8 protein-coding genes are annotated in these 11,895 nt (G+C 61.0%); 7 read left to right on the forward strand and 1 reads right to left on the reverse strand.

Annotated elements, in window-relative coordinates; translation table 11 throughout:
• The first annotated feature begins 160 nt into the window (after nucleotides 1-160).
• The 7 genes from N7367_RS07620 (at nucleotide 161) to N7367_RS07650 (ending at nucleotide 11,112) form a co-directional block, all read left to right on the forward strand.
• Nucleotides 161-1,993: a monovalent cation:proton antiporter-2 (CPA2) family protein gene (locus tag N7367_RS07620; protein WP_111186653.1), complete on the forward strand. Its 1,833-nt coding sequence runs from the start codon at nucleotides 161-163 to the stop codon at nucleotides 1,991-1,993.
• A gap of 146 nt (nucleotides 1,994-2,139) precedes the next feature.
• A complete protein-coding gene (folD, locus tag N7367_RS07625; RefSeq protein WP_065181342.1) occupies nucleotides 2,140-3,018 on the forward strand; it encodes a bifunctional methylenetetrahydrofolate dehydrogenase/methenyltetrahydrofolate cyclohydrolase FolD in 879 nt (292 codons plus the stop codon).
• A 423-nt stretch (nucleotides 3,019-3,441) separates the two neighbouring features.
• Nucleotides 3,442-4,899, forward strand: coding sequence for an IMP dehydrogenase (gene guaB / locus N7367_RS07630; RefSeq protein ID WP_279942087.1), 1,458 nt, complete (start codon nucleotides 3,442-3,444; stop codon nucleotides 4,897-4,899).
• 107 nt (nucleotides 4,900-5,006) lie between these two features.
• Nucleotides 5,007-5,486: a hypothetical protein gene (locus N7367_RS07635; protein WP_164153017.1), complete on the forward strand. Its 480-nt coding sequence runs from the start codon at nucleotides 5,007-5,009 to the stop codon at nucleotides 5,484-5,486.
• Complete coding sequence (gene guaA, locus N7367_RS07640; protein ID WP_049483147.1) at nucleotides 5,483-7,048, forward strand: glutamine-hydrolyzing GMP synthase; 1,566 nt, start codon at nucleotides 5,483-5,485, stop codon at nucleotides 7,046-7,048. Before N7367_RS07635 ends, guaA begins: the two co-directional genes overlap by 4 nt.
• A gap of 247 nt (nucleotides 7,049-7,295) precedes the next feature.
• Nucleotides 7,296-9,209 (forward strand): AAA family ATPase, encoded by a 1,914-nt coding sequence (locus N7367_RS07645; RefSeq protein ID WP_279942090.1) that lies wholly within the window; start codon nucleotides 7,296-7,298, stop codon nucleotides 9,207-9,209.
• A 1-nt stretch (nucleotide 9,210) separates the two neighbouring features.
• Nucleotides 9,211-11,112 (forward strand): ATP-dependent helicase, encoded by a 1,902-nt coding sequence (locus N7367_RS07650; RefSeq protein ID WP_279942092.1) that lies wholly within the window; start codon nucleotides 9,211-9,213, stop codon nucleotides 11,110-11,112.
• 81 nt (nucleotides 11,113-11,193) lie between these two features.
• On the opposite strand, the gene N7367_RS07655 is transcribed toward N7367_RS07650, so the two are convergent.
• A complete protein-coding gene (locus N7367_RS07655) occupies nucleotides 11,194-11,550 on the reverse strand; it encodes a hypothetical protein (RefSeq protein ID WP_065181349.1) in 357 nt (118 codons plus the stop codon).
• Between the last annotated feature and the right edge of the window lie 345 nt (nucleotides 11,551-11,895).

An 11,895-nucleotide genomic window follows, 5' to 3' on the forward strand; every position in this document is an offset into this window, starting at 1 on the left:
GCATGGCCCGGCGCTACCGTTGATCGTTTCAGAATGATGTATGGGGTGGCTGCCGGCATCGTTCTACCTCCAAGACAATCCGGCGCAACATGCGTGCTATTGCCGTCATCCACATTGCTCTATCGTGGTGAGCGATTCTGGATTCCGGGGAAAGCACCGCATGGCGGTAGAAGCAGCGACCAGCGAGCTGGTCAAGGTGGTTGCCCTGCTGGGCGCGGCGGTGGTGATGGTGCCCTTGTTCCGGCGGCTGGGCCTGGGGTCGGTGCTGGGCTACTTCGCCGCCGGCCTGGCGATCGGACCGTTCGGGCTGGGCTGGTTCTCCGATCCGCAGGCCATCCTGCATACCGCCGAACTCGGCGTGGTGATGTTCCTGTTCGTGATCGGCCTGGAGATGCGGCCCTCGCACCTGTGGAGCCTGCGCAAGGAAATCTTCGGGCTGGGCACGCTGCAGATCGTCACCTGCGCGCTGGTGCTGACCAGCATCGCCAAGTTGTTCGGCTTCCCGTGGCAGGTGGCCTTCATCGGTGCCACCGGCTTCGTGCTGACCTCCACCGCCGTGGTGATGCAGCTGCTGGCCGAGCGCGGTGATATCGCGCTGCCGTCCGGGCAGAAGATCGTCTCCATCCTGCTGTTCGAAGACCTGCTGATCGTGCCGCTGCTGGCCCTGGTGGCGTGGATGGCGCCCAGCGCGGGCAGCGCCGACGGCGAGGGCTCGCGCTGGCTGTCGGTGGCGATCGGTGTCGGTGCCATCGTCGGCCTGGTACTGGTCGGTCGCTTCCTGCTCAACCCGCTGTTCCGCCTGCTGGCCGAATCGAAGGCACGCGAGGTGATGACCGCCGCCGCGTTGCTGGTGGTGCTGGGCGCGGCACTGCTGATGCAGCTGTCCGGCCTGTCGATGGCGATGGGCGCGTTCCTGGCCGGCGTGCTGCTGAGCGAATCGACCTTCCGCCACCAGATCGAAGCCGACATCGAACCGTTCCGCGGCATCCTGCTCGGCCTGTTCTTCCTCAGCGTCGGCATGGCGCTGGACCTGGGCGTGGTGGCCTCGCACTGGCAGCTGATCGCCGGCCTGGTGTTGGCGCTGATGGCGGCCAAGGCACTGTGCATCTATGTCGTTGCGCGTCTGATGGGCAGCGACCACGCGCAGGCGCTGGACCGTGGCGTGCTGATGGCGCAGGGCGGTGAGTTCGCCTTCGTGCTGTTCTCCGCGGCGGCGGCCGCTGGTGTGATCGACGTGGACATCAATGCCAACTTCACCGCCGTGGTGGTGCTGTCGATGGCGCTGACCCCGCTGGTGGTGCTGGTCTACAAGCGCGTGGCGCCGAAGCCGACGGTGAACCTGGAGGGCGTGGACGAGGCCGACGGCCTGTCCGGCAGCGTGCTGCTGATCGGCTTCGGCCGCTTCGGCCAGGTGGCCAGCCAGTCGCTGCTGGCGCGCGACGTGGACGTGACCATCATCGACAACGATGTGGAGATGATCCAGAGCGCGGCCCGGTTCGGCTTCAAGATCTACTACGGCGATGGCACCCGCCTGGACGTGCTGCATGCTTCCGGCGCGGCGACCGCGCGCGCGATCGCGGTGTGCGTGGACAAGGCCGACGCCGCCGACCGCATCGTCGAGCTGGTCGCGCACGAATTCCCGCAGGCCAAACTGATGGTGCGCTCGTTCGACCGCGAGCATTCACTGCGGCTGATCCATGCCGGCGTCGATTTCCAGATCCGCGAGACCTTTGAATCGGCCGTGCTGTTCGGTCAGGCCGCCCTGGTCGAGCTGGGCGCCGACGAGGACGACGCGATCGAGATCGCCGAACAGATCCGTCGCCGCGACGCCGAGCGTTTCGAGCTGGAAATCGCCGGCGGCGGCCTGAACGCCGGCGCCAAGATGGTGTTTGGCAACTCCGGCCAGGGCGTACCGACGCCGACCCCGTTCACCGCGCCGAAGCGGGCTAGCAAGACCTTGAACCCGCAGGACGTGCCCGAAGAGGAAGAATGAGGGATGCGACCCGTAACGTCACCCGGGGTCAGCGTTCCAAGGTAGCGCCGGGCCATGCCCGGCGAGCGCAGCGGCTGCATTGGCGGTGGGCGAGGGGGCCTGAATCGGGGACAATAGCCTCCCCACCGCCGCCGCCCCCGCATTCGATGAACGATTCCGCCGCCCCGCATCCTGCCCGCATCCTCGATGGCCGCCGCATCGCTGAAGACCTGCTCGACAGCCTGAAGGTGCGTGTCGACGCCCGCATCGCGGCCGGTGGCAGCCGTCCGGGGCTGGCCGTGGTGCTGGTGGGCGGCGACCCGGCCTCGACCGTATACGTGCGCAACAAGCGCCGTGCCGCCGAGAAGGTCGGCATCGAAGCACACGATTACGACCTGCCGGCCGGCACCACCGAGGCCGAACTGCTGGACCTGATCGACCAGCTCAATGCCGATCCGAAGATCAACGGCATCCTGATCCAGTTGCCGCTGCCGGGCATCCCCGATGCGCGCCGGCTGATCCAGCGCATCGACCCGCGCAAGGATGTCGATGGCTTCCACCCGGAAAACGTCGGCCATCTGGCTCTGCGCGAGTTCGGCCTGCGCCCGTGCACGCCGCGCGGCATCACCACGCTGCTGGGCCACACCGACCAGCCGGTGCGCGGTCGCAACGCCACCATCGTCGGTGTCAGCAACCACGTCGGCCGCCCGATGGGCCTGGAACTGCTGATTGCCGGCTGCACCGTCACCAGCTGCCACAAGTTCACCCCGAAGGACGTGCTGGAACAGGCCGTGCGCAACGCCGACATCCTGGTGGTGGCGGTGGGCCGCCCGGGCATCGTGCCGGGCGAGTGGGTGAAGCCGGGCGCGGTGGTGATCGACGTTGGCATCAACCGCCTGGACGATGGTCGATTGGTGGGCGACGTCGGCTTCGACGCAGCGGCGCAGCGGGCGAGCTGGATCACCCCGGTGCCGGGCGGTGTCGGCCCGATGACCGTGGCCACGTTGATGCAGAACACCCTGGAAGCGGCGGAAGCGCTGAGCTGATCGCAGCGAGCGGTTGTTGGTAGGTGCCAACCGTCGTCGGCCCGCCTGTGGTGGGTGCCAACCTTGGTTGGCACGATTCGTCCGGCGTCTGGACTCCAGATGGGCTGGAGGCCTCTCTGTTTGTGCCAACCAAGGTTGGCACCTACCAGGAGCCGGTCGTCGGCCTGCCTGTGGTGGGTGCCAACGGTCGTCGGTCTGCCTGTGGTGGGTGCCAACCTTGGTTGGCACGATCCTTCAGGTGCCTGGACCCCAGATGGGGTGAAGGCCTCTCTGTTTGTGCCAACCAAGGTTGGCACCCACCAAAGCGGTAGCCCGCCCCCTGAATGGACCGCCGCCCGCGCGACACTGCGTCGCATCCACCCCCTGCCACGCGGCGCGAAAACAAGGTAAAATGTCGCGCTTCCCCACATCTCGGGTATGCCGATGCTGCGCATCCAGGCTGAAGCACTCACTTACGACGACGTCTCGCTCGTCCCCGCCCACTCGACCATCCTGCCCAAGGACGTCAACCTCGAAACGCGGTTGACCCGAGACCTGAAGCTCAAGCTTCCGATCCTGTCCGCCGCGATGGACACCGTCACCGAAGCCCGCCTGGCCATCGCCATGGCCCAGCTCGGCGGCATGGGCATCATCCACAAGAATCTCAGCCTGGAACAGCAGGCTGCGGAAGTGGCCAAGGTGAAGAAGTTCGAGGCCGGTGTCATCCGCGACCCGATCACCGTCGGCCCGGAAACCACCATCCGTGACGTGCTGGCCCTGACCCAGGCACACAACATCTCCGGCGTGCCGGTGGTGGGCAGCGACGGCCTGCTGGCCGGCATCGTGACCCACCGCGACATGCGCTTCGAGACCGAGCTGGACGATCCGGTCCGCCACATCATGACCAAGAAGGATCGCCTGATCACGGTCAAGGAAGGCGCCGCGTCCGACGAAGTGCTGCAGCTGCTGCACCGCAACCGCATCGAGAAGGTGCTGGTGGTCAATGACTCGTTCGAACTGCGTGGCCTGATCACCGTCAAGGACATCCAGAAGAACACCGACTTCCCGAACGCCGCCAAGGATCTGTCGACCCGCCTGCTGGTCGGCGCTGCCGTCGGTGTGGGTGGCGATACCGATCGCCGCGTGGAAGCGCTGGTCGCCGCCGGCGTGGACGTGATCGTGGTCGATACCGCGCACGGCCACTCGCAGGGCGTGCTGGACCGCGTCAGCTGGGTCAAGAAGAACTTCCCGCAGGTGCAGGTCATCGGCGGCAACATCTGCACCGGCGAAGCCGCACTGGCGCTGCTGGACAGCGGCGCGGACGCGGTCAAGGTCGGCATCGGCCCGGGCTCGATCTGCACCACCCGCGTCGTCGCAGGCGTCGGCGTGCCGCAGGTCACCGCCATCGACCTGGTGGCCGAAGCGCTGCAGGACCGCATCCCGCTGATCGCCGACGGTGGCATCCGCTACTCGGGCGACATCGGCAAGGCGTTGGCTGCCGGTGCCTCGACCATCATGGTCGGCGGCCTGCTGGCCGGTACCGAGGAATCGCCGGGCGAGACCGAGCTGTACCAGGGCCGTTCGTACAAGAGCTACCGCGGCATGGGTTCGCTGGCTGCCATGGAGAAGGGGTCCAAGGACCGCTACTTCCAGGACGCCGCCACCGCCGACAAGCTGGTGCCGGAAGGCATCGAAGGCCGCGTGCCGTACCGCGGGCCGGTGGGCGGCATCATCCACCAGCTGATGGGCGGCCTGCGCGCCACCATGGGCTACGTGGGCTGCGCCACCATCGACGACATGCGCAGCAAGCCCAAGTTCGTGAAGATCAGCGGCGCCGGCCAGCGTGAGAGCCACGTCCACGACGTGACGATCACCAAAGAGCCGCCGAACTACCGCGCCTGATGCGCTTGCTAATTGCTATTGCGATTACGGGCAGCCTGCTGATGGCAGGCTGTTCGTTGTCCGAACCGCCGCCGCGCTCCGGGTCTCCGGGCGCGGCGGTTTCGCAATTGCAGCACGTGCAGGCGTGCCAGAACGCGTTCTCGCTGCCTAAGGGCTGGCAGGTGCAGGCCGCCGGCGAACAGCGCTGGCTGCTGAAAGGCACCGGCGAGCGCCCGTTGCAGGTCATCCTGCGGTGCGTTACCGATCTGGGTGACAGGCTTGAAGATCCTGTGGTCACCGCCGAGCTGGGGCCGCTGGAGCCGAAACGGATGAGCGTGCAGTCCGCGTTCTGGGGCAACGCCGTGGATTCCGGTTACCCGATGCACGCCTTTCAACGGCGCATCGTGCCCGGCACCGAAGTGCAGGAAATCGCCGAGCTGCCGCGCGCTGACCGCTCCAACCCCACCGCACCGCACGGCCTGCTGATGCTGCGCTGGGACGAGGAAGACCCCTCACATATTCAACAACGCGAGGCGTTCATCGCCACGCTGACACAGAGCCTTGAAGCGCCGGGCGCTGCGAAAAACACCACTGGAACGGCACCATGACCAACATCCATAACGACAAGATCCTGATTCTCGATTTCGGCGCGCAGTACACGCAGCTGATTGCCCGCCGCATCCGCGAACTGGGCGTCTACTGCGAAATCTGGGCGTGGGACCACAACCCGGCCGAGATCGCCGGCTTCGGCGCCAAGGGCATCATCCTGTCCGGTGGACCGGAATCGACCACGCTGCCGGGCGCCCCGGCTGCACCGCAGGAAGTGTTCGACAGCGGCCTGCCGATCTTCGGCATCTGCTACGGCATGCAGACCCTGGCGGCCCAGCTGGGCGGTGCCACCGAAGCCGCTGACCAGCGCGAGTTCGGCCACGCCGAAGTGAACGTGATCAACCCTGATGCGCTGTTCAAGGGCCTGAGCGACCACGGCGGCGAGCCGAAGCTGAATGTCTGGATGAGCCACGGCGACCACGTTTCCGTTGCGCCGCCGGGCTTCACCATCACCGCCACCACCGACCGCATTCCGGTGGCTGCCATGGCCAACGAAGAAAAGCGCTGGTACGGCGTGCAGTTCCACCCGGAAGTGACCCACACCCTGCAGGGCCAGACGCTGCTGCGCCGCTTCGTGGTGGACGTGTGCGGCTGCCAGACCCTGTGGACCGCCGCCAACATCATCGACGACCAGATCGCCCGCGTGCGCGAACAGGTGGGCGATGACGAAGTGATCCTGGGCCTGTCCGGCGGCGTCGATTCGTCCGTGGTGGCTGCGCTGCTGCACAAGGCCATCGGCGAAAAGCTGACCTGCGTGTTCGTGGATACCGGCCTGCTGCGTTGGCAGGAAGGCGACCAGGTGATGGCGATGTTCGCCGAGCACATGGGCGTGAAGGTCGTGCGCGTGAACGCCGCCGACCGTTACTTCAAGGCGCTGGAAGGCGTGAGCGACCCGGAAGCCAAGCGCAAGATCATCGGCAACCTGTTCGTTGAGATCTTCGACGAAGAGTCGAACAAGCTGAGCAACGCCAAGTGGCTGGCGCAGGGCACCATCTACCCGGACGTGATCGAGTCGGCCGGCAGCAAGACCGGCAAGGCGCATGTGATCAAGAGCCACCACAACGTGGGCGGCCTGCCGGAGCACATGAAGCTGGGCCTGGTGGAGCCGCTGCGCGAGCTGTTCAAGGACGAAGTGCGCCGTCTGGGCGTTGAGCTGGGCCTGCCGCGCACCATGGTCTACCGCCATCCGTTCCCGGGCCCGGGCCTGGGCGTGCGCATTCTGGGTGAGGTGAAGCCGGAATACGCCGAACTGCTGGCCAAGGCCGATGCCATCTTCATCGACGAGCTGCGCAAGGCCGACCTGTACGACAAGACCAGCCAGGCGTTTGCCGTGTTCCTGCCGGTGAAGTCGGTGGGCGTGGTGGGCGACGCGCGGGCTTATGAGTGGGTGATTGCGCTGCGGGCGGTGGAGACGATTGACTTCATGACGGCGCATTGGGCGCATCTGCCGTATGAGTTCCTGGGGACGGTGAGCAACCGGATCATCAATGAGTTGCGGGGGGTGTCGCGGGTGGTTTATGACATCTCGGGGAAGCCGCCGGCTACTATTGAGTGGGAGTGAGTTGAAAGAACGAGGGCGCCGAAAGGCGCCCTTCTCTTTTTAAGGGGCGAGGCTAATGTACAGACTGGTAAGGTCGAGTATCGGAAATTGGTGCGTGCGCGTTGTCGATGTGAGTGCGCGTCGTCAGATGATTGAGTCGCGGGCACTTTAGACCAATCATCCAAGAAGGAGAGTGTCGATTCGTCTAGTCCGCGGTCGTCTATCAATCTATGATTGAGTCACGCAGGGGGCGTACAGGAGATCAGTGGTGCATATCACGCGCTTGAAGATAAGGAACTTTCGATCTATCCGTGAGATTGATTTGCCGCTTGCGAAGACTACGGTTCTCATTGGGCCGAACAACTCTGGAAAAACCGCAATTCTGGAGGCTCTTCGAATCGCGCTTACGCGTAGATGGGGGCAGCGCGGCACCGGCTTTACTGAGTACGACTGCCGTCTTAGTCAGGATGACAGCGATCCACGGCAGGCGCCCCCAATCGAAATAGAAATTGAACTAACAGAACAAGTTGCTGGGGAATGGGGTGAGGATCTTCAGGCGGATCTCGAAGATATTCTCCAGGTCGATCCTATGACCAATCGCGTGTCTGTAATAATGAAGGTAAGTTGCTCTTGGGCTGAGGCGGAAGAGAGCTATGTTCCTAAATGGGAATTTTTAGGGTCAGACAGGCTTCCGTTGAAGGGGAAGGGTGCCCGTCTCATTAACATGAGTCGATTTTTCGAATACATCCCTGTCTTTTATCTCGATGCGCTACGAGACGCAGATGACGAGTTCGCTGCCCGGTCTCAGTTCTGGGGTAGGCTGCTTCGTTCAGTAAATATTCCTCAAGCCCTATCGAAGAGATCGCAGCAGGTGCTTGATAGATTAAATCGCCGCCTGCTAGATGCAGATCCAAAAATCGCCAGTATCGCGGAAACGCTGGAGGGTGTTGGTCGCGTAGCGATGGAGGATGATCCGGGGGCTGTCGGCATCAGGATGGTTCCGCTAAAAGCTTGGGACCTCATATCGAGGGCTCAAGTTATACTGAAGACGTCTCAGGCCCATCCGTGGTTGCCGCTCAACAGGCACGGCCGAGGGGTTCAGAGTCTTTCAGTTCTGTTCCTGTTCCATGCATTCGTAAATGAGCTTCTTGGGGAGCTATTTCACGCGGACAGTAAGCCATTCTTAGCGTTAGAGGAGCCGGAGACTCATCTTCATCCGCAGGCGGCACGTACGTTGTGGAGGCATGTATCAGACCTGCCCGGTCAGAAGATCGTTACCACGCATTCTCCATATTTTGTACAGAACGTTCCGTTCAGAGACTTGCGTTTGATAAGAACAGACGCGAAGGGTACATCGTTCAGCTCTCTCCCCTCTAGCTACGAGATCGATTTGCCATTCGTTGATGAAATTAGTGCTTTCGTGGAAAGGCGGCAGCGTGATCTGCAGTACGAAAAAACTACGCAGCGTCTAATTGTTTCAGGAAAAATGCACCAAAATCATCGCAGGGATTTGATGGCTATTTATCGAAATCACGCGGATCATGAGCTTATTAGCGCGCGAATTGATTCAGCCTATTTTGAATCTCAGAACTATGTTTCAGATGAGGTTCTGGCCGACCTAGAGGAGCACGCGCGGCGAATTCGTGGCGAAATATTCTTTGCCAGGCGGTGGCTGATTGTTGAAGGCCAGAGTGACTACATTCTTATGCATGCGATAGGTGAAGCGCTAGACTATTCGCTAGATGCTCATGGAGTCTCCGTTATAGATGCCCAGAACAATGGAAGTCCCTCAAACTTCTGTGTGCTGGCGCGTGCGCTACGTATCCCATGGCTGGGGGTCTTCGATAGGGATGCGGCAGGCGAAAAATATATTGGTTCGATATCAGGGCAGGGGTTTTCTGATGAGGAAGTTGCCCTGCGCTGCGCTATGCATGAGCACGGAGATCTTGAGCAGGAGCTATATGCTTTGGGGAATGAGGAGCTGCTGAGGTCAATTGGTGCTGAGTTTGGCCTGCGAGATGCCGCCACAGCATCAAAGGAGCAGCTATTGGCCCATTTGAAGAGCAAGAAGACCCGCTTGGCCGTAGAGCTGAGCAAGAGGCTCGCGGCAAAGAAAGAAATCGTGGCTACCATGCCAAGCAAGTTTGTTTCTGCGATTCAACGACTTCGGGACTTGAACTGATATGGACGCATATGAGGAGCAATACGAGACACTAACGGAAGCACAGCGCGACGCGGTGAATTGGGATGAGGGCGCGTTGCTGGTGTTGGCCGGGCCTGGCTCGGGCAAGACCCGTGTGCTAACCAGCCGCATTGCGAGGATTCTTAGGGAATCTGAAGGAAAGGCTTTCCGGGTGCTGGGCCTGACTTTCACAAACAAGGCCGCTGACGAGATGCAGGCTCGGCTCAACCTCCTCTGCAATGGTTTGGAAGAGCGGGCGCAGATTGGAACGTTCCATTCATTCTGTATGCAGATGTTGCAGCAGCACGGTTCTCATATAGGAGTGCCCAGTGATTTTACAATCTATTCCCAAGACGCGGATCGAAAGGAGCTTCTCAAGGACGGCCTTCGCCGTTCTGCTGGCGCGATGAATGATGGATCGTTAGTGCGCTATCTCCAGTTGATTGATAAGTTGAAGGGTTTGCTTATCGATGTTCCTCAGGCAGCGGGGAAGTTCAAAGATCCGCAGGAGGGGGAGAATATAGCGCGGGTGTACCAAGCTTACGAAGATGAGTTGAAGCGAGCTCGTGTACTGGATTTTAACTCATTAATGCTTAAGGCTTATCAGCTGGTTAGTAGCTTTGATGGCATCGCCGCAAGGTATCGAAAGACATACAAGTACTGGCTCGTCGACGAATTCCAAGACACGAATCGAGCCCAGTACAAATTTTTGAAGGCGCTTGCAGGCGACGCCTTTGGAAATGTGTTTGTCGTGGCCGATGATGATCAAATAATATATCAGTGGAATGGTGCCAGTTTTGCGCAGCTCCTTAAGTTTAAGGAGGATTTCACCCCCTCGCTGATTCAGCTTCCCACTAACTATAGGTGTCCTCCAGCGATAGTTAATGCTGCGAACAATCTGGTTCGTCACAATGTAAATCGCACTCAATCCAAGTTGCCTTTGGTGGCTGGGAAGGTCGAGCTTCAGGTCCCACAAGATCAGTCAATATTGATTGGCGCTTATGAAAACGATCAGGAGGAAGCTGGCGCAGTCGCTTCGCTCGTTGCGTCAAAACCGAAATCGGCGCGGGGAGAGATCGCTGTGATTGCGCGTACCAAGGCCTTGTTGGAAGGCGTGCAGTCCTCGCTAAAGGCGCTCAATGTGAACTGCGTGATCTCGCAGCGTCGCGACGATTTTCTCTCCCCGCAGTACTGCTGGCTTCACGCTGTGCTTAGGCAGACCGTTCGGCCTCAGGACAGGAGGAATTTTGACAGCATGATTTCCTCATTCAATCGCATGCACGGGACAAAGTACTCTTCGGATCTAATTGCGTCGGCTGCGGAGGGTTCTACGCGATCTCTACTTGATGAATGGCTGCTGTTGCTATCGGGGGCGCCAGAACAGTGGCTTTCTGAGATTGCTCGGAAGATTTATGGGCTGAGTGCGGATCTAAGTAAGTATCTTGGCTTTGTCGCTGATGTCTCGGGTACGTTCGGAGTGCCGACGGATGAGCAAAGTGATCTTGCTGAGGATGCGAGGGCTTGGAAGTCGCTGTCGAGAAGCATCTCAACAACCTATGGAAGGAATCTTCCGCTTGATCAGTTCTTGCAGCATATGGCGCTGCAATCGAAAGAACCCCCAGTTCCGAAGGAGACGGTCTCGCTGATGACCATACACGGTGCTAAAGGGAAAGAGTTTGATCTAGTGATTCTGATTGGTCTTGCTGAGGAAGTTCTTCCTTCCTACTTTAGCCTGAAGGCTGGCGCAGATAGTCAGGAGTTGGAGGAGGAGCGCCGTAACTGCTTTGTTGCGATAACGAGGGCAAAGGAACAATTGGTGTTAACTCGTGCCAAGCGATATCGTGGTTACGCGAAGAGCCCCTCTAGGTTTCTGGCGGAAATGGGGTTTCCCGTGCAATCCTAGGAAATAGGCGAAATAGCATGGGCACCCTCGGAAGAAGAGGGTGCATCCATTTGCAATTTTCGCGTCTTTTGAGTTGGCCGACTACTCCGGCCGAACCTCCCGACAAGCCCACTCAAGCAACCCCCGGCAAGCCAGAAACAACCCATCCACCACCCCCTCATCCAAATGCCGCTCCGGGTCCGCAGCCACCCGGCATCGATCCGCGGCGTGCAGCACCTCCAGCACCGTCAGCGCCCCCACCATCGCGCGCTCACTCCTGGCGAGGCTGACGCGGCGCCCGGGTGATACATCGTTCTCCGGCCAAGGCAACCCGTCAGCGCCTTCGCAGCGGCGGATGCGCTTGAGGATGCCAATCAAGGAGTTGAGGTCGGGCGGTGGGGTGTCGTCGTTGATGGGCTCAACGGATGTATACGAGGAGAAGTTCTCGGAGTCGTTCATGGCGTCGGTTTCCCTGGCTGTGCGTGACAGCGCCACCGCGTAAGCGGGGTGGCGGACGATGCGTGGCTGCAAACCGGGACGAAGTAGCGCCATAACCGGTGGGTCCGAAAACCCCCACGCACCGCCCGCCATAAAGGCCGACGGATTGCCCGCCGGCACCGTTCAGGTACGGTGCCGACGGGCAAGCGTAAACAACAGGCACAGCAATCGTCACGGGTTTGCAGACCCGGTGCCACCCGTTGTCGGTGGCGCGCCATGGTGTTTACGCCGTCGCTTCAAATGCCAATAGAAATTCCCGAAGAAATCGCAGGAACCGAGAGCGAAGAACTATTGTGGCACGCACCA

This window comes from Stenotrophomonas sp. GD04145, from assembly GCF_029835135.1.
In the GTDB taxonomy this organism is placed as follows: Bacteria; Pseudomonadota; Gammaproteobacteria; order Xanthomonadales; family Xanthomonadaceae; genus Stenotrophomonas; species Stenotrophomonas maltophilia_P.

Bases quoted from the DNA above. Each gene is read 5' to 3' on its own strand.
- N7367_RS07650 (WP_279942092.1), top strand. From the start codon at position 9,211: ATGGACGCATATGAGGAGCAATACGAGACACTAACGGAAGCACAGCGC.
- N7367_RS07655 (WP_065181349.1), bottom strand. From the start codon at position 11,550: ATGAACGACTCCGAGAACTTCTCCTCGTATACATCCGTTGAGCCCATC.
- guaA (WP_049483147.1), top strand. From the start codon at position 5,483: ATGACCAACATCCATAACGACAAGATCCTGATTCTCGATTTCGGCGCG.
- folD (WP_065181342.1), top strand. From the start codon at position 2,140: ATGAACGATTCCGCCGCCCCGCATCCTGCCCGCATCCTCGATGGCCGC.
- guaB (WP_279942087.1), top strand. From the start codon at position 3,442: ATGCTGCGCATCCAGGCTGAAGCACTCACTTACGACGACGTCTCGCTC.
- N7367_RS07620 (WP_111186653.1), top strand. From the start codon at position 161: ATGGCGGTAGAAGCAGCGACCAGCGAGCTGGTCAAGGTGGTTGCCCTG.